The 21,645-nt window shown below is 66.2% G+C and carries 19 protein-coding genes and 1 other RNA gene; 11 read left to right on the plus strand and 9 right to left on the minus strand.

Annotation, left to right across the window (positions count from 1 at the left end):
• The first annotated feature begins 1 nt into the window (after position 1).
• Positions 2-1,123 carry an acetoin dehydrogenase dihydrolipoyllysine-residue acetyltransferase subunit gene (locus V8683_RS02795; protein WP_411189309.1) on the plus strand — a complete coding sequence of 374 codons (1,122 nt, stop codon included), beginning with the start codon at positions 2-4 and terminating at the stop codon, positions 1,121-1,123.
• A gap of 2 nt (positions 1,124-1,125) precedes the next feature.
• A complete protein-coding gene (gene lipA, locus V8683_RS02800; protein ID WP_411189310.1) occupies positions 1,126-2,091 on the plus strand; it encodes a lipoyl synthase in 966 nt (321 codons plus the stop codon).
• Between the two features lie 35 nt (positions 2,092-2,126).
• Here lipA and V8683_RS02805 read toward each other — a convergent pair whose 3' ends face one another.
• The 8 genes from V8683_RS02805 to trxA all read right to left on the minus strand — a co-directional run bounded on the left by V8683_RS02805 (position 2,127) and on the right by trxA (position 10,901).
• Positions 2,127-3,494 carry an MATE family efflux transporter gene (locus tag V8683_RS02805; RefSeq protein WP_411189311.1) on the minus strand — a complete coding sequence of 456 codons (1,368 nt, stop codon included), beginning with the start codon at positions 3,492-3,494 and terminating at the stop codon, positions 2,127-2,129.
• A 7-nt stretch (positions 3,495-3,501) separates the two neighbouring features.
• Positions 3,502-5,256 carry an ArnT family glycosyltransferase gene (locus V8683_RS02810; protein ID WP_411189312.1) on the minus strand — a complete coding sequence of 585 codons (1,755 nt, stop codon included), beginning with the start codon at positions 5,254-5,256 and terminating at the stop codon, positions 3,502-3,504.
• Between the two features lie 239 nt (positions 5,257-5,495).
• On the minus strand, positions 5,496-5,759 hold the full coding sequence (locus tag V8683_RS02815; protein ID WP_035526223.1) for a type B 50S ribosomal protein L31: 264 nt from the start codon (positions 5,757-5,759) through the stop codon (positions 5,496-5,498).
• 179 nt (positions 5,760-5,938) lie between these two features.
• Positions 5,939-6,775, minus strand: coding sequence for a M90 family metallopeptidase (locus V8683_RS02820; protein ID WP_411189313.1), 837 nt, complete (start codon positions 6,773-6,775; stop codon positions 5,939-5,941).
• Positions 6,776-6,807: 32 nt separating this feature from the next.
• The gene (locus tag V8683_RS02825) at positions 6,808-8,364 is read right to left on the minus strand and encodes an MFS transporter (RefSeq protein ID WP_411189314.1); all 1,557 of its coding nucleotides are present in this window, start codon (positions 8,362-8,364) and stop codon (positions 6,808-6,810) included.
• Positions 8,361-8,909: a MerR family transcriptional regulator gene (locus tag V8683_RS02830; protein ID WP_411189315.1), complete on the minus strand. Its 549-nt coding sequence runs from the start codon at positions 8,907-8,909 to the stop codon at positions 8,361-8,363. Before V8683_RS02830 ends, V8683_RS02825 begins: the two co-directional genes overlap by 4 nt.
• A 141-nt stretch (positions 8,910-9,050) precedes the next feature.
• Positions 9,051-10,313, minus strand: coding sequence for a transcription termination factor Rho (gene rho, locus V8683_RS02835; RefSeq protein ID WP_027797263.1), 1,263 nt, complete (start codon positions 10,311-10,313; stop codon positions 9,051-9,053).
• A gap of 261 nt (positions 10,314-10,574) precedes the next feature.
• On the minus strand, positions 10,575-10,901 hold the full coding sequence (trxA, locus tag V8683_RS02840) for a thioredoxin TrxA (RefSeq protein WP_027797264.1): 327 nt from the start codon (positions 10,899-10,901) through the stop codon (positions 10,575-10,577).
• Positions 10,902-11,309: 408 nt separating this feature from the next.
• On the opposite strand from trxA, the gene ffs reads away from it, so the two are divergent.
• The 5 genes from ffs (at position 11,310) to V8683_RS02865 (ending at position 16,465) form a co-directional block, all read left to right on the plus strand.
• An RNA gene (ffs, locus tag V8683_RS02845) (signal recognition particle sRNA small type) lies at positions 11,310-11,408 on the plus strand.
• A 252-nt stretch (positions 11,409-11,660) separates the two neighbouring features.
• Complete coding sequence (gene dnaX / locus V8683_RS02850; RefSeq protein ID WP_411189316.1) at positions 11,661-14,018, plus strand: DNA polymerase III subunit gamma/tau; 2,358 nt, start codon at positions 11,661-11,663, stop codon at positions 14,016-14,018.
• A gap of 80 nt (positions 14,019-14,098) precedes the next feature.
• Positions 14,099-14,425, plus strand: a complete 327-nt coding sequence (locus V8683_RS02855; RefSeq protein WP_027797266.1) for a YbaB/EbfC family nucleoid-associated protein — start codon at positions 14,099-14,101, stop codon at positions 14,423-14,425.
• 133 nt (positions 14,426-14,558) lie between these two features.
• Positions 14,559-15,155 (plus strand): recombination mediator RecR, encoded by a 597-nt coding sequence (gene recR, locus V8683_RS02860; RefSeq protein WP_411189317.1) that lies wholly within the window; start codon positions 14,559-14,561, stop codon positions 15,153-15,155.
• A gap of 71 nt (positions 15,156-15,226) precedes the next feature.
• A complete protein-coding gene (locus tag V8683_RS02865) occupies positions 15,227-16,465 on the plus strand; it encodes a CaiB/BaiF CoA transferase family protein (RefSeq protein ID WP_411189318.1) in 1,239 nt (412 codons plus the stop codon).
• An 84-nt stretch (positions 16,466-16,549) separates the two neighbouring features.
• On the opposite strand, the gene V8683_RS02870 is transcribed toward V8683_RS02865, so the two are convergent.
• Positions 16,550-17,521 (minus strand): NADPH:quinone oxidoreductase family protein, encoded by a 972-nt coding sequence (locus V8683_RS02870; RefSeq protein ID WP_411189319.1) that lies wholly within the window; start codon positions 17,519-17,521, stop codon positions 16,550-16,552.
• A gap of 239 nt (positions 17,522-17,760) precedes the next feature.
• Between V8683_RS02870 and surE the strand changes: the two genes are divergently transcribed.
• Genes surE through rpoS form a run of 4 tightly spaced genes read left to right on the plus strand, consistent with a single transcriptional unit; the run spans position 17,761 to position 21,599 of the window.
• Complete coding sequence (surE, locus tag V8683_RS02875) at positions 17,761-18,522, plus strand: 5'/3'-nucleotidase SurE (protein WP_411189320.1); 762 nt, start codon at positions 17,761-17,763, stop codon at positions 18,520-18,522.
• On the plus strand, positions 18,519-19,610 hold the full coding sequence (locus V8683_RS02880; RefSeq protein ID WP_411190527.1) for a protein-L-isoaspartate(D-aspartate) O-methyltransferase: 1,092 nt from the start codon (positions 18,519-18,521) through the stop codon (positions 19,608-19,610). Before surE ends, V8683_RS02880 begins: the two co-directional genes overlap by 4 nt.
• 11 nt (positions 19,611-19,621) lie before the next feature.
• Positions 19,622-20,506, plus strand: a complete 885-nt coding sequence (locus tag V8683_RS02885) for a peptidoglycan DD-metalloendopeptidase family protein (RefSeq protein WP_411189321.1) — start codon at positions 19,622-19,624, stop codon at positions 20,504-20,506.
• A gap of 13 nt (positions 20,507-20,519) precedes the next feature.
• Complete coding sequence (gene rpoS, locus V8683_RS02890; protein ID WP_411189322.1) at positions 20,520-21,599, plus strand: RNA polymerase sigma factor RpoS; 1,080 nt, start codon at positions 20,520-20,522, stop codon at positions 21,597-21,599.
• Positions 21,600-21,645: the final 46 nt, after the last annotated feature.

Raw genomic sequence — 21,645 nt, forward strand, 5'->3', positions numbered from 1 at the left:
CATGCCGATTCACATGATCACGATGCCCAAATGGGGGCTTTCGATGGAGCAGGGCCAGGTGAATGGCTGGCTGAAGTCGCTCGGCGAGAAGGTGGCGAAGGGGGAGGAACTGCTCGACGTCGAGACCGACAAGATCGCCTCGGGGGTCGAATGCGCGTTCGAGGGCGTGCTGCGGCGGCAGATCGCGCAGGAGGGCGAAACCTTGCCGGTCGGCGCGCTGCTCGGCGTGGTGGCGGACGCCGAGGCGGCCGACGCCGATATCGATATGGCCGTGGCCGAATTCCAGCGCGATTTCGTGCCGGCCGCGGCCGCCGACGGCGATGCGGGGCCGCAGCCGGAAAAGGCCCAGATCGGCGGGCGCACGGTCCGTTATCTGAAGCTCGGCGAGGGCGGCGGGGTGCCGGTCGTGCTGATTCACGGCTTCGGCGGCGATCTGAACAACTGGCTCTTCAATCACGCCGATCTCGCTACCGGGCGTACGGTCTGGGCGCTCGATCTGCCGGGGCACGGCGAATCGGGCAAGGCCGTCGAGTCCGGCAGTCTCGACGAACTTGCGCAGAGCGTGACCGACTTTCTCGACGCGCAAAAGCTCGAACGCGTGCATCTGGTCGGGCACTCGCTCGGCGGCGCCGTGGCAATGACGGTTGCGCAGCGGGCGCCATCGCGCGTCGCATCGCTTGCGCTGATCGCGAGCGCGGGGCTGGGCGAGGAAATCGACGGCGCCTATATCGAGGGCTTCGTCGCGGCCACGAACCGCAACACCTTGAAGGCGCCGGTCACGAAGCTCTTTGCCGATCCCGCGCTCGTCACGCGGCAGCTCGTGGAGGATCTGGTGAAGTACAAACGGCTCGAAGGCGTCCAGGAAGCGCTCAGGAAGATCGCCTCGCAGGCGTTCGAGGGCGGGGTGCAGCGGCATGTCCTGCGCGAGCGGCTGGGCGCCCTTGCGCCTCGCGTGCTCGTGATCTGGGGCACGGCCGATCAGATCATCCCCGCGCGCCACGCGGAAGGTTTGCCGCAGGGCGTGCAGGTGCAGGTGATCGCGGGCCAGGGCCACATGGTGCAGATGGAGGGCGCCGCCGAAGTCAATCGCCTGCTCAAGGCCTTTTTCGACGAAGAGGCCTGAGCATGGACTCCGCCACGTTCGAAACGGCGCGCGAGGCTACGACCGCGCTCGGCCAGCACGGTTTGCGCAGCCGCGAAAAGCTCGCACGTATTCCCGTGAAGATCGTTCAGGCCGAGGCGGCGTTGCCGAAGCCGCCCTGGTTGCGCGCGAGGCCGCTGATGAGCGCAACGATCGCGGAGGTGGCGGCGGTGCTGCGCGAGCATCGGCTTCATTCGGTGTGCGAAGAGGCGATGTGCCCGAATATCGGCGAGTGCTTCGCGCAGCGCACGGCGACTTTCATGATCATGGGAGGGCTCTGCACGCGCCGGTGCCCGTTTTGCGACGTCGCGCACGGCCGCCCGGACCCGCTCGATGCCGACGAGCCGACCCATCTCGCGTCGGCGGCCGCGGCGCTCGGCCTGCGGCACGTCGTGATCACCTCGGTCGACCGCGACGACCTGCGCGATGGCGGCGCCGCGCATTTCGCGCGTTGCGTGGAGGCGGTGCGCGAGCGGGTGCCGGGCATCGGCGTCGAATTGCTGACCCCGGACTTTCGCGGTCGCGTCACGCGTGCGCTCGACGCGCTTTCGGTCGCGTGGCCCGACGTCTTCAATCACAACGTCGAGACCGTGCCGTCGCTCTATCGTGCGGCGCGCCCGGGTGCGGACTATCGCGGCTCGCTCGATCTGCTGGCGCGGGCGAAGGCGGCTTGCGCTTCGCTCGTCACGAAGTCGGGTTTGATGGTGGGGCTCGGCGAGACCGATGCCGAGCTGCTCGCGACAATGCACGATCTGCGCGCGCACGGCGTAGAAGTCCTGACGATCGGGCAATATCTCGCGCCGTCGCGGTTCCATTTGCCGGTGCGACGCTACGTGAGTCCGGAAGCCTTCGTCGCGCTACGCGGCGCGGGGCTCGCCATGGGCTTCAGGGAGGTGGTGGCCGGGCCGCTCGTGCGTTCGTCCTATCATGCGGCGCAGGCGGCGGGTTAGCGCCAGCCGAAGTGCGCCCGCGAAGGTGGCGCGGATTACGCCGGCTCGCGCAGATACCGCGTGCTAACGCGCGAAAGATAGAGCATGAGGCCGGCGCCCGCAATCGCGAGGCTTGCCATGTTGGCGAGCCAGAAGCCGCGCGCGCCGGTGGCCCATAGCGGCAGCGTGCCCGTCACGTCGAAGCCGAGCGCGTAGCCGCCGCCGAGTCCCACACCCCAGAGCGCGACGGCATAGATCACGGTCGGCACGACGGCGACCTTGTAGGCCCGCAACGCAAACGCCGTGGTGACCTGCAGCGAGTCGAAAACGTGATACAGCGCGACGATTGCGACGAGCGGCATCGCCCTCGCCAGCACAGCCGGGTCGGGCGTGTAGCCGCCAATGATCAGCGGCCGCAGCGCGAACACCGCGAGCGCGAAGCAGCAGGCAAGGCTGACCGCCGTCGCGATGCCGTGCCGCGCGAGCGTGCGCGCCTCGGCGGGACGATTGCCGCCCAGTGCCTGGGCCACGAGCGTCGAGGTCGCCACGCCGATGGAGAGCGGCGTCATGTACAGCACGGCGCCGATGTTGCCCGCGATCTGATGGCCGGCAAGTGTCGTCGTACCGAGGCGCGCGATGAAGATCGCCATGAACGTGTACGAGGTCACCTCGATCAGATACGAGAGCCCCATCGGAATGCCGAGCTTGAGCAGTTCCGCCTGGCGCTTCCAGTGCGGCCAGCAGAAGTGCCGGAAGATGCTGAACGGCGCGAATACGTCGAGGCGGGTGAGGGCGAGCGCCGCGAAGGCGGCGAGGGCCCAGTTGATCGCGGTGCTCGCGAGCGCGCAGCCGGGGCCGCCGAGCCCCGGCACGCCGAATCCGCCGAAGATGAGCCAGCGATTGAGCAGCACCTTCAGCACAAGCGCGCCCAACTGGAGAAACATCACGAGGCGCGGCCGGCCCACGGCGTTCGCGAGCGAACTGTAGATCCGGAAGGCGAGTCCGGCGGGCAGGCCGAACGCTAGCAGCCGCAGGTAGTCGACGGTACGCTCGCGCAGGGCTTCGGGGGCGCGGGCAAGGTCGAGCAGCGGACCCGGAAAATAGAGGATCGCCCCGCCGATCACCATCAGCACGAGCGCGAGCCAGAGCGCCTGGCGCACTTCTTCGCCGATTTCGGCGTCGCGCTGGGCGCCATAAAGCTGGGCAGCGAGCGGCTGCAGCGCGCTCAGCACGCCGGTGAGGCTGATATAGACGGAGATGTAGATCGAGGAACCGAGCCCGAGCGCTGCGAGGTCGAGGGCGGAGTAGCGCCCGACCATCGCCGTGTCGATCACGCCGAACGCAATGATCGCGAGCTGGCCGATCAGCACCGGCCATGCGAGGCCGGCGATGCGGCGGACGTCGCCGAGGACGGTGCCGCTCACCGCGGCCTCAGTTCGGACGCTGGCGCCAGATGCGGCGCTTCACGGGCGGCTGCGGACGGTCGATGCGCACGTACAGGCGGAAGCGCTCGTCGCGGTCGGCGGCGCGGCGGCCTTCCCAGACCAGCTTCCAGGCGAAGTTCGACATCGAACTCGGCTCGCCATAGTCCTGGGTGTCCTGGCGCAGGATCACGTCGCAGTCTTCGTCGAACGAGAAGTGCATCTTGCCGAAGTAGGCGAAGGTCGCGATCTGCGCGTCGCCAAGACGCACCGGCGAGATGCACGAGTAGTCGGCGGGCAGGTGCACCGCGATCTGCTGGGCAACGTCCTTGTAGGTCCGGCTGTAGTTGACGACGGGCAGCCACAGCGTCATGAGCAGCACCCACATCAGCGTGGTGCCCCCGCTCGAGAGCACGACGCTGCGCCAGAGCACCTTCGGATGCCGCGCTATGCGCCACTGCGCGAGCATGATCCAGCAAACCGTCACGGCCACGGCGCAGGCGAACGACAGAATCTTGAACTGCGGCGTGAATCCCGGGGCGAGGCGCGCGAGATTGCGCGCGAGCGGCGCGGGAAAGCCGGTCATGCCGGCGAGCCACACGAGCCAGACGAAGGTGCCGAGTATGGTGAAGCTCAGGACCGCGAACCAGTCGATGGCGTTGATCGCACCGCGCTTGAGCGTGGGCAGCGCGAACGCGGCGAGCACCGAGAGCGCCGGCAGCACGAGCATGAAGAGGCGGTTGGTCTCGTGGCTTTGCACGACCACGAGGATCAGCAGCGGCACGATGACCGAAAGCGGAATAGCGATATGCGGCGCGCGGCGCAGGCCGGCCCAACTGAACCAGGCCCACATCGCGAGCGGCCACGCGGGCCACGTGAAGAGCGGCAGGTTCTTCGCCGCGTAGCGCAGCACCGATCCCGGCGGCCCGGCGTAGGCATTGACGCTAGAACGGGCCCACTGGTTGAGGAACCACACGGCGTCGTCGGGATAGAGATGGAGCGCGAGGAACGGCCAGGACGCCGAAATCACGAGCGCCACCGGCAGCCCCGCGACGAGCAGCCAGCGCGAGCGCGTCTCCGGCGCGATGGCGAGCATCGCGAGCGTACCCACGAGCAGGGCGCCCACCTGCACCGGTCCGCTGGAGAGCATCACGACGCCGAGCGCGAAGCCCCACCAGAGCGCACCCTGGATCGGCTTGTCGATGGCGCGCACGATGCCGTACAGCAGCATCGCGATGCCCACGAACTGCATGAGCTGCGGCGTGGTTTCGTGGCCGCGTTCCGCCAGGCCGAAGCAGGCGAGCAGGACCAGCAGTGCGCCGTCGGCGAGGGTGCGGCCGTAGTCGCGCGGCTCGGGTTCGCCGCCGAACGCGTACTTGAAGGGCTGAACCTCGGGGCGCCGGCCAAGCAGATAGGCGCTGTACCAGACGAAGGCACAGGCGAGGCAGAACAGCACGCCGGTGGCGACGCGCGAGGCGTTGCTCGCGTCGACCCACGGCGCGAAGACGCGGATGCACAATGCGCCGAGCCAGTAGCCGAGCGGGCCGTTTTCGGTGATGTACTTGCCGACGAGGTTGGGCAGCAGCCAGTCGTGCGCCGTGCCGCCTGCCATCGTCCACATCACGCCGAAGCCCGCTGCGTCCTCGTTCTTCCACGGATCGCGGCCGAACAGGCCAAACGACGCGAAGACGATACACATGGTCAGCAGCAGCCAGCGCGGCAGCGCGCTGGTGGCAGAGGCGGTCAGTCGGATGGCTGGCTTCATTCAGTACGAGGTAGGCGGGTAACCGGACCGGCACGTGCTCGGCCGTCCCGAATCCGGCATTCTAGCCGGGCCGGTGAGTGTGCGTCACGGCGGACAGCCGGCCGAAAACGAAAGATAACGGCTCAAACAGGATGGTGCCGGCGGGCCTGGTGGAACGGGCAACGCGCGGGCAACAAAAAAGGGCAGCGATCGCTGCCCTTTTTGCGGGTTCGGGACCGGCGCGAGGGCCGGCGCAGACATTACTTCGCTGCCTTGCCCGAGGCGCGTGCGCCGAACTTCTTGTTGAACTTCTCGACACGGCCGGCCGTGTCCATGATCTTTTGCGTGCCCGTGTAGAACGGATGCGATTCCGACGACACTTCGATCTTGGCGAGCGGGTAGGTCTTGCCGTTGAACTCGGCGGTTTCGCGCGTCTGGATGGTCGAGCGGGTCACGAACTTGAAGTCGTTCGAAACGTCGATGAACAGGACTTCGCGGTAATCGGGGTGAATGCCTTCTTTCATGGTTTTTCCTTAAATCTGACGGTAGCCAACTCGCGTGCCCAGCCGCGCCATGCAGCAGGGCGCTTTTGCCCGTGCTTTCGCAATTCGCTTTTGCACTTTGTTCGGGCGCGAGCCACTTGCCTAAGGTCGAAAAACGGCGATTATGCCAGAAAATCAGCCGGTTGGCGAATTTTTGGGACTCACTCGCCATGGCTGGCGAGGATGCCGGTTTTCGCCGGATCCTGCCGATAGTAGCGTGCGAGCAGCCGGTAGAGTTCGGGATACCCGGCTTCGAACTCGTGCGGCTTCACGAACAGCGCCTCGCTGCATACCGCGAAAAATTCGGACGGATGGTCGGACGCGTAGGGATCGATCAGCGATTCGCGCTCGAAGCGCGCCCAGCGGCGCTCCGGTACGGCATCGACCTTGGCGCAGAACTGGTCGTAGGCGTTGTCGAACACGTCCGCCCAGGCGGGCGCGTCGAGCGGCGCGTGCCAGCGGCGATAAAGGGGCGGATGACCGTCCGTCTCGCCGTTCATCATGTCGATTTTGTGCGCGAACTCGTGAATCACGACGTTGTAGGCGTCGCTGCCGTCGGTCATCTGCGCGTCTTCCCACGAGAGAATGACGGGGCCGCCTTCCCAGGCCTCGCCGCTCGCGTCGTGCTCGACTTCGTGCACCACGCCGTCCTCGTCCTCCACGGTTTTGCGGATCACGAATTCGCCCGGATAGACGATCACGCCCACCCAGCCGCGATACAGGTCGAGCGAGAGGTTCAGCACCGGCAGCGATGCCTGGACGGCGATCGCGACCACCATCCGGTCGGTCAGTTCGAGGTCGTGGGCTGTCGAGAATTCTTTCTGCGCGATGAAGAGGCTCGTGAGTTCGCGCAGACGTGCGAGGCCGGCGGCGTCGAGATGGGCGAGGAAGGGCAGGCCGTCGAGCGTTGCCTGCCAGAGCGCGTCGTCGATCGCGTGGGTGCGCAGCGCTTTCTCGCGGCGGCGCGTGCCGAACCACTGGGATAGTTTCGATAGCATCGCCGGATCGTTTCGTGAAAGGAATTTCGTCGTCAGTTGATCTGCTTCTGCCAGGCCGCAAAGATACCACCGCAGAGCGCCACGCCGATGAGGAAATAGAAACCGTCGAGCGAACTCAGAAAACTGGCTTGCTGGGCCACCAGCCGGCTCATCTGTCCGATTGCGAGCCCGTGGGCTTCGCCGGGCGTGCTGCCGAGCGCCTCGAAGCCGCGCGTAAGTGTCGCAAACAGGTTCTGAAAGACGGGGTTGAACGGATTCACGAACTCGGCGAGACGCGATTCGTGCAGCGCCAGCCGATGCTGCTGGATGATGATGACGCTGGCCGTGGCGAACGAGATCGTCAACTGGCGCACGATGTTCTTGAGCCGGTAGCCGTGCGTGAATTCCTCGATCGCGAAGATGCTGAAGGTTACGTTGGCGACCGGCAGCACGATGAAGAGCAGCAGCAGACCGCGCACCAGCAGGGGCACGATGAGCCACGATTCGCTGACGTCGGGCGGCATCTGCGTCATCCAGAGCGAGACGAACGCGGCGAGCACGAAGCCGGGCACGATGATCCACTTCTTGCGCGTGACGGACTTCGCGTAGCGGAAATAGAGGAACAATGCCGAAGCCGAGATCAGCGACGTGATGCCCGTGAGCCGGCCGGCGTTTTCGACCGGATAGTTGAGTCCGCCTTCGAGGAAACGCGAGACGAGGTAGCTGAGCGCCGTGCTCTGGTAGTAATAAACCATGTAGAGCACGATGCCGACCTGAAAGGTCTTCTCGCGCAGCGCGTGCAGGCGCATGAGCGGTTTCGGATGATGCCACTGCTGCCAGACGAACCAGGCGAGCCCGCCGATTCCGGCAACGGTGAGCACGATCAGCCCGGGCGAGGTGCTGAAGAGCTCGAAGCGCACCTGCTGCATGGCGATCTGCAGCGCCCCCTGGGCGAAGGCGAAGATGATGTAGGGCCAGAAATGCGATTCGCCGCGTTCCTCGGGGAGCACATGGCCCGAGTCGGGCAGGGCGGCGAGCGCCAGCATGGCGAACAGCACGCCGGCCGGCGCCGTGCAGGCGAATAGCGCGCGCCAGTCGAAATGCGAGACCAGCAGGCCGCCCGCCAGCGGTGCAAGCGCACTCGAAAGCACGATCAGGATCAGAAACGCGCGGGTTGCCACGGGGCGCTGCTGCGGCGTGAAGCAGCTCTGGATGAGGATGCGGCAGGTGCCCATCATCGGGCCAATGAAATAGCCCTGGAAGCCGCGCGCGAACGCGAGCTCGATCGACGACTCGCAAAGGGCGGCCGCCACCGATCCGGCCGCATAGAGCAGCAGACAGCCGCCCACGTAGCGCCGGTAGCCCAGCCGCTCGACCCACCACTGCTGCTGCAGGATGCCGAGCACGGCGGCCACGGCATAGGCGCTCGACGACCAGACGAGTTCGTCCGGCGAGGCGTTGATGCCGCCCGCGATGTAGCTCGTGAAGAACGAGAAGATGGCGTTGTCGAAGTAATCGAGCCCGGTGGCGAGCGCGAGCACCCACGGGAAGAAATCGCCGCGCAGGCGTTCCGCGCTGAAAAGCGGTTGACCGGTCGGCGCGGTGCTCATGATTGGGAGCCCCCGTCGTTGCCGGCCCCACGATCGTCCGGCGTGTTCGAGGCCGTGCGGCGCTTCTTCCTGGCCGCGAGCCGCTCGTCGATCAGCGTTTCGGAGGGGACGCCCGCGAGGCGCTTGCTCAGATAGTCGAGGTCGTCGGCCAGCTCGGCGCGGACGGTTTGCGCTTCCTTCAATTCGCGGCGCACGGCGGCGATGCGCGCGTCGAGCGTTTCGATCTGCTGGCTCAGCGCGTGAGCGATGTGTTGCAGCGAGTCCTGCGAGTAGTGTTTGCGTCCGTCGCCTGCGGACTCCAGCGGGCGCTTGAGCATTTCGGCGATGCCATGCAGCGAAAAGCCGAGCGAGCGCAGCCTCAGGATGCGCGCGAACTGCTCGAGATCCTGTTCGTCGTAGAGGCGGTAGCGGCCCCCGCTGCGCGTGGGGGTGACGAGGCCGCGCTCTTCGTAATACTTGAGCGTGCGCGGTGTGACGTTCAGACGCTGCGCGGCGTCGCGCACCGTGAGCAGTGCAGTGGGGGCCTCAGTGGTGTTCTTGGGCATCGGCGGCCGGCCGGAACGGCAAACGGTTGAATCAGCCGCGTATTATAGTCCAACGTGAACGTTCACGTACAGGTTATGGCCGGACCTCCGAAACGACAACGCCCGCTTGCGCGGGCGTTCGTGGCGATGCGGGAGGAGGCCTTAGCCGCCGCGGCGCATCATGTCGAAGAACTCGGAGTTGTTCTTCGTCTGGCGAATCTTGTCGAGCAGGAATTCCATGGCTTCGACTTCGTCCATGTCGTGGATGAACTTGCGCAGCACCCAGATCTTCTGGAGGATGTCCGGTTTGATGAGCAGTTCTTCGCGGCGCGTGCCCGACTTGTTCAGGTTGATGGACGGGTAGACGCGCTTTTCCGCGAGACGGCGCTCGAGGTGCACTTCCATGTTGCCGGTGCCCTTGAACTCTTCGTAGATCACGTCGTCCATGCGGCTGCCGGTTTCGATCAGCGCCGTGCCGATGATGGTGAGCGAACCGCCTTCCTCGATGTTGCGCGCGGCGCCGAAGAAGCGCTTCGGACGCTGCAGCGCGTTGGCGTCCACGCCGCCCGTCAGCACCTTGCCCGATGCGGGCACGACCGTGTTGTAGGCGCGTGCGAGACGCGTGATCGAATCGAGCAGGATCACGACGTCGTGCTTCATTTCGACAAGGCGCTTGGCCTTCTCGATCACCATTTCGGCGACCTGCACGTGACGCGCGGCCGGTTCGTCGAAGGTCGAGGCGATCACTTCGCCCGCCACCGAGCGCTGCATTTCCGTCACTTCTTCCGGACGCTCGTCGATCAGCAGCACGAACAGGATCACGTCGGGGTGATTCTGCTTGATGGCGTGCGCGATGTGCTGGAGCATCACGGTCTTGCCCGACTTCGGCGAGGCGACCAGCAGGCCGCGCTGGCCCTTGCCGATAGGCGCGATCATGTCGATGATGCGGCCCGTCACGTTTTCTTCGCCGCGCATCTCACGTTCGAGCAGCAGCACCTTGTTCGGGTGCAGCGGCGTGAGATTCTCGAACATGATCTTGTGCTTCGAGGCCTCGGGCGGCTGGCCATTGACCTTGTCCACCTTCACCAGCGCGAAATAGCGCTCGCCGTCCTTCGGCGTACGCACTTCGCCTTCGATCGTGTCGCCGGTGTGCAGGTTGAAGCGGCGGATCTGCGACGGACTGATGTAGATGTCGTCCGTGCTCGCGAGATACGAGGTTTCGGGCGAGCGCAGGAAGCCGAAACCGTCCGGCAGCACTTCGAGCGTGCCGTCACCGAAGATCGTTTCGCCCGTCTTGGCGCGCTTTTTAAGAATCGCGAACATCAATTCCTGCTTGCGCAGGCGGTTCGCACTTTCGATCTCGAGGCCGTTGGCCATCTCGATCAATTCGGAGACATGCAGAGACTTAAGCTCGGAAAGATGCATACGGAGAACCCGTCGGGGAGGAGTGCGACGAAAGAAGTCTTGGGGGAAAGAAGCGAGCGGAATCGCTCTAGGACCTGCTTGGAACTTCTGCTTGGAACGTTATAGGGCGCCGGGTAGACGCTTTATGGATTCTAGCATAGCACACGCCAAAAACCGCCAGTGCGGTCGATCGGCATGTTTTTGCGGTGCGTGTTGTCCAGGGACAACACGCACTCTTGCGGGCCGTGCCGCCGCGGAAGGCAACACGGCGGCCGGCGCAAATTACAGGTGGCTGTCCAGGAACGCGGTGAGCTGCGACTTGGAGAGTGCGCCGACCTTTTGCGCGGCAACCGCGCCGTTCTTGAAAAGAATCAGCGTGGGGATGCCGCGCACGCCGAACTTGACCGGCGTCGACTGATGCTCGTCCACATTGATCTTCGCAATCTGCAGACGGTCGCCGTAGTCTTTTGCGACTTCATCGAGAATCGGCGCGATCATCTTGCACGGGCCGCACCACTCGGCCCAGAAGTCCAGCAGAACCGGCTTGTCGGATTTCACGACGTCCTGTTCGAACGATGCGTCGCTGATGTGCTTGATTTGTTCGCTCATTGTATAAATACCTCTTTCGAATCGAGGCTGATTGAATTGCTCGCCACGATACACCAAAACTGAAAACCCGGTCGGGGCTACCAAGGCGCCTCGTTGATTTGCGCAAGCCCTGTGCCGGGCGGCCCGCGCTGGCGCAGGCCCGATGCCGACGCCAGTGTAGCCTAAATCCCTATGCGCTGCCGACGGTGATAGTACTCATACCGCCAGCAGGGTTTCAGTCGTTCAGACCACACTGGGCGGGTACTTTTGAGTCCATTTCCGCGTTTGTTTTCGCGCCCGCCTTTTCATCACTGCTGCGCCTCACGCCAACGATGTTGAGGCGCAGCGCTCCATTGCAAGAGCCTGTCCGGGGTGACTTTTCCGGAGGCGGTATCGCATTGCAGCGCAACCAATGTTAGAATGCGACGTGACGGGCCTCCTCGCATGGAGGGGCGGTCAACCTGGTCAGGTCGGGAACGAAGCAGCCACAGCCGTTTTCCGCCAGTGCCGAGGGTCAGGCTCGTCACCTTCTATTTCTTCCGGTTTTACTCCCCCGCAATAGTCCGTAATACTCCCCGGAATTTTTCCTCGCAGGCATTGACGCCAGAGTTGTCGCGCGCCTCGAAACTAGCGCGGGCAAAGCGGCCATTTCGTGTCGCGATCCCACTGGCGAGGAGGCGTTTCACGCGCCGTTCCGCGTCGCGCGGGGCCTCTCGGGAGGTGCGTTTCAAGGCCCTGCGATTCATCGGTGCGCGCGGGCGTTGCTGATACAATTTCCGGATGACCTATCAAGTTCTCGCACGCAAGTGGCGACCGAAGGACTTTGCTTCGCTCGTCGGACAGGAGCACGTGGTGCGCGCGCTCACGCATGCACTCGACGGCGGTCGCCTGCATCACGCGTATCTCTTCACGGGCACGCGCGGCGTGGGCAAGACAACGCTCTCGCGTATCTTCGCCAAGGCGCTCAACTGCGAGACCGGCGTGACGTCGAAGCCCTGCGGCGTCTGTCGGGCGTGCCGCGAGATCGATGAGGGTCGCTTCGTCGACTATGTCGAAATGGACGCGGCGAGCAATCGCGGTGTCGACGAAATGGCCGCGCTGCTCGAGCGCGCGGTCTACGCGCCGGTCGACGCGCGCTTCAAGGTCTATATGATCGACGAAGTGCACATGCTCACGAACCACGCCTTCAACGCCATGCTGAAGACGCTGGAAGAGCCGCCGCCGCACGTCAAGTTCATTCTCGCCACCACCGACCCGCAGAAGATTCCGGTGACGGTGCTGTCGCGCTGCCTCCAGTTCAACCTGAAGCAGATGCCGGCGGCGAATATCGTCGAGCATCTCACGCACATCCTCGGCGAAGAGAAGGTCGAGTTCGAGCCGCAGGCGCTGCGTCTGCTCGCGCGCGCGGCCGACGGCTCGATGCGCGACGCGCTTTCGCTTACCGACCAGGCCATCGCGTATTCGGCCAACCAGGTGACCGAGGAGGCCGTGCGCGGCATGCTCGGCGCGCTGGACCAGAGCTATCTGATTCGCCTGATCGACGCGCTCGTCGCGAGCGACGGTTCGGCTGTGCTCTCGATCGCCGACGAGATGGCGTTGCGCAGCCTGTCGTTCTCTACGGCACTCCAGGACCTGGCGGGGCTCTTCCACCGGATCGCATGGGCGCAGTTCGCGCCGGGCTCGGTGCTCGACGAGTGGCCGGAAGCCGCCGATCTGCGCCGGTTCGCCGCCGAACTTGCACCGGAGCAGGTGCAATTGTTCTATCAGATCGCGACGCTCGGCCGTAGCGAACTAGGACTCGCGCCGGACGAATATGCGGGCGTCACGATGACACTGCTGCGCATGCTGGCATTCGAGCCGGCGACGGCAGGCGCTGGCGGCATGGGCAGCGCGCCGGCTTCGAAGCCCGCGGCGCGTGCCGGCACGCAGGCCGGGGCGCAGGCGGTCGCGTCGGCTGTTGCGAGCAGCGTGGCGGACGTGCCGCGGGCGGTTGCCGCATCGAAGCCAGTCGCGGCCGCGGCGCCAGTCGTTGCAGCGCCGAGCGCCGAGGTTCGCGCGACGGAGCCGGTCAAGGCCGCGGACCCAGCGCCGGAGATGGCAGCAGGCGTTGCCGCCGCCGCATCCGGCGTCGTGCCGCCGTGGGAGTCGGCCGATGAGCCCGCAGCGGCGCCTGACGCACCCGCCGAACCCCGCGCACAGGCCGCGGCGCAGCCCGAAACGCCGCGCCCAGCGGTGGTCGACGAGGCTGCTGATCCGTTCGCGGCGTCCGGTGCGCGCAGCGGAGCGAGCGCAGCGCTCGACGTGCTGCGCAGCAAGGGCATGCGCGTCGCGACCGACCGCGGCGCCCGTACCGCCGGCGCGCCTGCTGGAGCATCCGCCGCCGCACCGAAGCCTGCCGCGCCGCGCGCCGAAGTGAAGGTGCCGACGCCCGATCCCGCGCGCCGCGCGGCGGCGGCTCAGGAAGCCGAATCGCGCCGTCCGGCGCGCGGCCAGCCGACGCAGGACGCCTCGTCCGCGCCGCCGTGGGACGCGCCCTGGGGGGATACCCCGCCGGACGACTATGTGCCGCTCGGCGCCGACGACGCATATTTCGCGTCGCCCGACGACAGCTTCGTGCCGGCTTTCGGCAGCGAACCGGCCGCTGCGCCCGCCGCATCCGCCGCATCGCCTGCGGCGGCCGTCGTGGACGTGAGCAAGCTGCCTCCCGGCATTGCGCTCGATGCGATCGGTTTTGCGGGCGACTGGCCCGCGCTTGCCGCGACGCTGCCTCTCAAGGGCATTTCGTATCAGCTCGCGTTCAACAGCGAACTGACGGCGCTCGACGGCGCGCTGCTAAAGCTGAGCGTCCCGGTACCGCAGTACGCGGAAGCCTCGCAGGTCGCGAAGCTGAAGGCGGCGCTGGCCGAACGCCTCGGCAAGACGGTGGACGTGGCGGTGGAAGTGGGTCCGGCACGCCGCACGGCGGCCGCGCTCGACGCCGCTGCGCGCGCCGAGCGCCAGCGCGACGCCGAACGCGAGATCGGCGCCGATCCGTTCGTCCAGCAACTGATACGCGAATTCGGCGCGAGCATCGTGCCGGGTTCGATCCGGCCGCTCGCGCCCGAAGCCGCGGCGGGCGGCAGCCAGGCCGCTCATTGATTTGCGGCGCGCGGCGCCCGGGTTTTGCGCGGCGCCGCGCGCTTTCCACGAATACAGACGATCCAGAAGGAGTCACGACCATGATGAAGGGCCAACTCGCCGGGTTGATGAAACAAGCTCAGCAGATGCAGGAAAACATGAAGAAGATGCAGGAGCAGCTTGCCCAGATCGAAGTCGAAGGGCAGGCGGGCGCCGGTCTCGTCAAGGTGACGATGACGTGCCGCAACGACGTGCGTCGCGTTTCGATCGACCCGAGCCTCCTCGCCGACGACAAGGACATGCTGGAAGACCTCGTCGCCGCGGCGTTCAACGACGCGGTGCGCAAGGCCGAGGCCACGTCGCAGGAAAAGATGGGCGGCATGACCTCGGGTCTGCCGCTGCCGCCGGGCTTCAAGCTGCCGTTCTGATGCAGTGCCGGCGGGCCGCCCTGGGCTGGCCCGCCGGGCGTGCTTCGCACGCAAAGCCTGCCATGCGAGATTGCCCGGCACCCCGTGCAAGACGCCTCGCACAAGACCTACCGATCTGCCACGCTGAATCCGCATGAAACAACCTTCCGCCCTGGCGGCGCTTGTCGAGGCGCTGCGCGTGTTGCCCGGCGTCGGGCCGAAGTCGGCGCAGCGTATGGCTTACCACCTGATGCAGCACGACCGCGAAGGCGCCGAGAAACTCGGCGGCGCGCTGCTCTTCGCCACCGAAAACCTGAAGCACTGCGAGAAGTGCAATACGTTCACCGAAGCTCAGGTCTGCGAAACATGTCTCGACGAGGAGCGCGATCCTTCGCTGCTGTGCGTGGTCGAAACGCCCGCCGACCAGATCATGCTCGAGCAGACCATGACCTGGCGCGGCCTTTATTTCGTGCTGATGGGGCATCTGAGCCCGCTCGACGGCATCGGGCCGAAGGAAATTCATTTCGACCGGCTCGTGAAGCGCGCCTCGGACGGCATCGTGAAGGAGGTCGTGCTCGCGACCAACTTCACGAACGAAGGCGAGGCCACGGCGCACTACCTCGGCCAGGCGCTGAAGGCGCGCGGTCTCGCGGTCACGCGTCTCGCGCGCGGCGTGCCGGTGGGCGGCGAGCTCGAATACGTCGATGCCGGTACGATTGCCCGCGCGATGATCGACCGGCGCTCGATGTAGCTCGCGCACCGGCCGCGCGCGCTACCGGGAGCGCACCGCGCGGCGCGCATCAACGACACGAAAGGAGACGCATGAGCGCAGCCACTACTCACGAATCCGCATCCGGCGAGCGTCCGACCGGCCCGCTGGCCGGCGTCAAGGTGCTTGAGCTCGGCACGCTGATCGCCGGCCCGTTTGCGGCGCGTTTTCTCGGCGAATTCGGCGCCGAGGTCATCAAGATCGAAGACCCGAAGGGCGGCGATCCGCTGCGCAAATGGCGCAAGCTGTATCCCGAAGCGGGCGGCACCTCGCTCTGGTGGGCCGTTCAGGCGCGCAACAAGAAGTCGGTGACGGTGAACCTGAAGGCCGAGGAGGGCAAGGAAATCGTTCGCCGCCTCGCAAGAGAGGCCGATATCGTCGTCGAGAATTTTCGTCCCGGCCTGCTCGAAAAGCTGGGGCTCGGCTACGACGTGCTGTCGAAGGACAATCCCGGCCTCGTGATGGTGCGGCTTTCGGGTTATGGCCAGACCGGCCCGTATCGCGATCGTCCCGGCTTCGGCGCGATCGCCGAATCGATGGGTGGCTTGCGGCACATCACCGGCTATCCCGATCTGCCGCCGCCGCGCATCGGCATTTCGATTGGCGACTCGATCGCTGCGCTGCACGGCGTGATCGGCGCGCTGATGGCGCTGCATCATCGCAATGCCAACGGCGGCAGCGGCCAGATCGTCGATGTGGCGCTCTACGAGGCCGTCTTCAACATGATGGAGAGCGTCGTGCCCGAATACGGCGTCTACGGCATGGTGCGCGAGCGCACCGGCGCGTCGCTGCCGGGTATCGTGCCCTCCAATACTTATCCGTGCCGCGACGGCAGCATCGTGATCGGCGGCAACAGCGATCCCATCTTCAAGCGCCTCATGACGGCCATCGACCGCGAGGATCTCGCGAACGACCCGGGCCTCGCGCACAACGACGGTCGCGTACCGCGCACCGCGGAGATCGACGGCGCCATCGCCGCGTGGCTCTCCACGCGCACGATCGACGAAGCGCTCGACGTGCTCAACGCGGCCGACGTGCCGGTCGGACGCATTTATAGCGTCGCCGACATGTTCACCGATCCGCAGTTCATGGCGCGCCAGATGATCCAGCAGTTCCGCTGGCAAGGGAAGGTGGACGTGGCGCTGCCCGCCGTGACGCCGAAACTCTCGACCACGCCGGGCGAAACCCGCTGGCTCGGTCCCGAACTGGGCGAGCATACGGACGAAGTCCTGCGGGCGCTGGGTTACGACGGCGAGGCCATAGCACGGTTGCACGCGCAACAGATCGTCTGAGGGACGACAGGCCGGGCACGAGAAACGGCGCGCATGGCGCGCGCCGTAGTCGTGTAGTCGTGAGCGGAAACCGGGCGGAAATGCTCAGGGTTCGATGACGATCTTGCCGGTCACCTTGCGCGACGCCATATCCTTGAGCGCCTGCGCGGTATCGGCGAGCTTGTAGCGCTTCGAGACGTACGGCTTGAGCTTGCCTTCTCCGATCCAGCCAACCATTTCCGCGAATGCCGCCGCGTTGTGCTGCGGCTCGCGGCGCGCGAAATCCCCCCAGAATACGCCGACGAGACTCGCACCCTTGAGCAGTGCGAGATTGAGCGGCAGCTTCGGAATCTCGCCGTTGGCGAAGCCGACCACGAGGTAGCGGCCGCGCCAGCCGATGCTGCGAAACGCCGGCTCGGCGTACTCGCCGCCGACCGGATCGTAGATCACGTCGGGGCCCTTGCCGTCGGTGAGCGCCTTGATGCGCTCGCGCAGGTCTTCGGTGCTGTAGTTGATGGTGGCATCGGCGCCGTAGCGGCGGCAGATCTCCAGCTTCTCTTCGCTCGACGCCGCGGCGATCACGCGCGCGCCCAGCACCTTGCCGATCTCCACGGCGGCGAGGCCGACGCCGCCCGCGGCGCCCAGCACGAGCATGGTTTCGCCCGCCCGCAGCGCTGCGCGATCGACCACCGCGTGATGCGAGGTGCCGTAGGCGAGGGTGAAGGCGGCGGCCGACGCGAAGTCGGCACCTTCGGGCAGCGGCACGCAGGCGTCGGCGCTGGCGATCGCCTGCTCGGCGAAACCGCCCTGGCCCACGTAGGCAACGACGCGCGTACCCGGCGCGAGCTTGACGCCGTCGCCTGCCGCACGCACGATGCCTGCGACTTCGGCGCCCGGCGTGAAGGGCAGCGGCGGCTTCATTTGATACTTGTTTTCGATGATCAGCACGTCGGGAAAATTGACGGCGGCGGCCTTCACGTCGATCACGACCTGGCCCGGGCCGGGCGTGAGGTCGGCCAGTGCTTCGAGCGTGAGCGTATCGGGCGGACCGTACTGGTTGCAGCGGATGGCGCGCATCGTGTCTCCTGTTCTGTCGCGTCGTTCATGAAATCGGCATCAGCGGACAGTGTACGGCAAATCGGGTAAATGCGAACGATCGTGCGATTCAAGCCGGCGCCAATGAGTGGCGTGGAAAATCCACGCCGAAGGGCACAGAAATGGGCGTGCGGCAAGGCCGGCAAGAGCGGCCCGTGGCGCCGGGAACGATGCGCCGGGCTGTCGTTCGCCTGCCTTCTTTCCTCGGTTACAATCGACTGATGCGAATACTACTCAGCAACGACGACGGTTATCTCGCCCCCGGCCTCGCAGCGCTCTACGAGGCGCTCCAGCCGCTCGGCGAGGTCACCGTGATGGCGCCGGAGCAGAACTGCAGCGGCGCATCGAACTCGCTGACGCTGTGGCGTCCGCTGTCGGTACTGCGCTCGGCGACCACGGGCTTCTACTACGTGAACGGCACGCCCACCGACTCGGTCCACATCGCGCTCACCGGCATGCTGGAGCACAAGCCCGATCTCGTCGTCTCCGGTATCAACAACGGTCAGAACATGGGCGAAGATACGCTCTATTCGGGCACCGTGGCGGCAGCCACGGAAGGCATCATGTTCGGCGTGCCGGCCATCGCGTTCTCGCTCGTCGACAAGGACTGGGCGCACCTCGATTCGGCGGTGCGCGTCGCCGCCGAAATCGTGACGCACTACCTCGCCCAACCGTTGCCGGGGCACCCATTGCTGAACGTCAATATTCCGAACCTGCCTTACGAGGAACTCGGCGAGTGGCGCGTGACGCGCCTGGGCAAGCGCCATCCCTCGCAGCCCGTAATTGCCCAGACCAACCCGCGCGGCGAGCCGATCTACTGGATCGGCCCGGCGGGCAGCGCGCGGGACGCGAGCGAGGGCACGGATTTTCATGCGGTGTCGCACGGCCATGTGTCGATCACGCCGCTGCAACTCGATCTGACCCACACGCAGATGTTGCCTGAGACGCACGCATGGGTGCGCCAGGGCGGCAGCGCTTCATGACCGGCGAGCGCACCCGGCGTTTTCCGCTCGGACTGGCGGATCTCGTGCGCGAGCCGCGCGCGTCGCTTGCGAGCGGCGCGAAACCCGCCGCGGCGAAGGGGGCGGCCGTGCAGACCCCGCGCGCCAGCGGCGCGGGTGCTTCGGTTGGCGCCATCGGCGCGAGCAAGCCCGGTGCAACGCGCACAGCGCGCCCCGGCGAAGCGTCGGTGAAGTCTTCGATCAAGCCGCCGGCCAAGCCGCTGGTCAAGTCATCGCCCACCGCGCGCGCGGGCGAAGCGCGCCGCAGCGATGCCCCGCGAACCGTGCAGCCCGCGACGCCTGCCGCATCCGCAAACCGTTCGAGCGCGATGCGCGCTGCTATCCCGCGTCCGGGCGCCGTTCCAGCTTCCGGTGCGCCCGGCGTGCCGTTGAACAGCGCGTTTGCATTGACTTCGGAACGGGTTCGCGAACGCATGGTCGAACGCCTGCGTGCGAACGGCATTGCCGATCCGCGGGTGCTGCAGGCGCTTGCGGCGGTGCCGCGCCACATGTTCGTCGATCCCGGTCTCGCGACTCAGGCCTACGAAGATGCGGCGCTGCCGATCGGCCATCAGCAGACCATCTCGAAGCCTTCGGTGGTAGCCCGCATGCTCGAACTCGCGGGCGCAGGCCGCGCACTCGACCGGGTGCTCGAGATCGGTACCGGCTGCGGCTATCAGGCCGCCGTGTTGAGCCGCATCGCACGCGACGTTTATTCGATCGAGCGCATCAAGCCGCTGTACGAGCGCGCGAAGACGAATCTTCGTCCGCTGCGCATTCCGAATATCCGGCTGCATTACGGCGACGGGAGGCTTGGATTGCCGTCGGCGGCGCCATTCGATGCGATCGTGATCGCTGCCGCGGGCCTCGACGTGCCGCAGGCGCTGCTCGAGCAACTCGCCATAGGCGGACGGCTCGTGGCGCCGGTCGCATCGGCCGGTGCGGCCGGCAGCGATACGTCCCAGGCCGCCCAGGTGCTGATCGTGGTCGAGCGTACGGGGCCGGCGCAGTGGCGGGAGTCGCGGCTTGATCGCGTTTTCTTTGTCCCCTTAAAATCCGGAGTGATCTGAAACCGATGAGTATGTTGCGCGCGATGCAAAGAAACCGCTTGAATGTCGACCTCACCGCAGCCCAGCGCGGCGCTTCAGTCATCGCGCTCTGCCTGCTGACGGCCTGTGCGACGAGGCTCGACCAGGCGCCTGTCGTCGACCGCACCGCGCCGCTCGGCACCGCTGCCGCGCAGCCGGCCGTGCCGCTCGGGCCGCCGCCTCCGGGATACTATCGGGTGAAACCGGGCGACACGCTCTACAGGATTGCGCTCGAAAACGGCCAGAGTTACCGCGACATCGCGACGTGGAACAATCTCGCCAATCCGAATCAGATCGAGGTGGATCAGTTGCTGCGCGTCGTGCCGCCGGGCGCAAATCCGGCCGCGTCGACGCCGGGCGTGGTCACCGCGCCGGTGCCGGGCGCCAATGTGGCGAGCGTGCCACCGGGTTCGTCGGCGGCCGTGCCGCCGATGGTCGGCTCGGGCGGCGGCGCCGCAACCGCGGCTGTGCCGCCGCAGGCAAGCGCCGGCGACACGGCAGCGCCTGCCAGCAGCATTGCGCTGGCATGGCCGGTGCGCGGCCCGGTGCTCAACGGTTTCGACGACACGAAGAACAAGGGCATCGATATTGGCGGGGCGGCAGGCGATCCCGTCAAGGCCGCCGGGGATGGCCGCGTGGTTTATGCCGGAAACGGGCTGCGCGGATACGGCAATCTCATTATCATCAAGCATGACGCCACCTATTTGACGGCGTATGCACACAACCGCGCTTTGATGGTAAAAGAAGGGGATGCGGTCACGAAAGGTCAGAAGATCGCCGAAATGGGCAACACCGATTCGGATCGTGTGATGCTGCATTTCGAAGTCCGCCGTCAGGGCAAACCCGTCGACCCACTGAAGTACTTGCCGCCGCAATAATAGCGAGCCGACCATGCCGAAACCGAAGCGTCGTCCGCAGCAAACCGAGTCTGACAGCCAGGCCGCGCCGGTTTCGGTCGAAGACGGCGCTGCGTCCGGCGAGGACGAGGCGCCGTCCGAGCTCGACAACGGCCGCGAGTTCGACGAGCGCGAGGCAGCCGCGGAAGAAGAGGGCGGCGGCCGGGAGGCGGCCGAACCGGCGCCGGAGGACGATTTCCGCGCGATGCTGCAGGCCGAGTTGACGGCCGACACCATCCAGCACTACCTGAACCGCATCAGCGTGAAGCCGCTTCTCACCGTCGAGGAAGAGCAGCGCTACTCGCGCCTCGCGAAGGCGGGTGAGTTCGAGGCGCGCCAGGTCATGATCGAGCGCAATCTGCGGCTCGTGGTCAGCATCGCGAAGGGGTATCTGAATCGCGGCGTGCCGCTGCTCGATCTGATCGAAGAGGGCAATCTCGGCCTCATGCACGCCATCGAGAAATTCGATCCCGCGCGCGGCTTCCGTTTCTCGACCTATGCGACGTGGTGGATCCGCCAGAGCATCGAGCGCGCGATCATGAACCAGGCGCGTACGGTCCGGCTGCCGGTGCACGTGATCCGCGAGCTGAATCAGGTGCTGCGCGCGAAGCGCCATCTGGAGAAGAATTCGCTGAATGCCGATTCGGCGTCCGAACGGCGCGACGCGAGCATCGACGACATCGCCTATCTCACCGGCAAGACGAGCGAAGAAGTCACCGACATCCTCGCGCTCAACGAACACACCGCGTCGCTCGACGCGCCGCTCGATCTCGACCCGGCGAGCAGTCTGCTCGATCTGCTCTCCGACGACCAGAGCCAGTCGCCCGACGCCGAGGTGCAGCATCGCGAGCTGGAAACGCTCACGCGCGCATGGCTTGGGCGCCTGTCGGACAAGCATCGCCACGTCATCGAACGGCGCTTCGGGCTGAACCATATCGAGCCCGCGACGCTCGAGGAGCTGGCCGACGAAATGGGCCTGACCCGCGAGCGCGTGCGGCAGATCCAGCAGGAAGCGCTCGTGCGGCTCAAGCGCTTTTTCGCTTCCAACGGTGTGCGCAAGGACGCCGTCCTGTAAATGCCGCATTTCGTTTTGTGAATCCGGCAGTTCGACTGGATGTTCG

The organism is Paraburkholderia sp. AV2 (genome assembly GCF_054968425.1).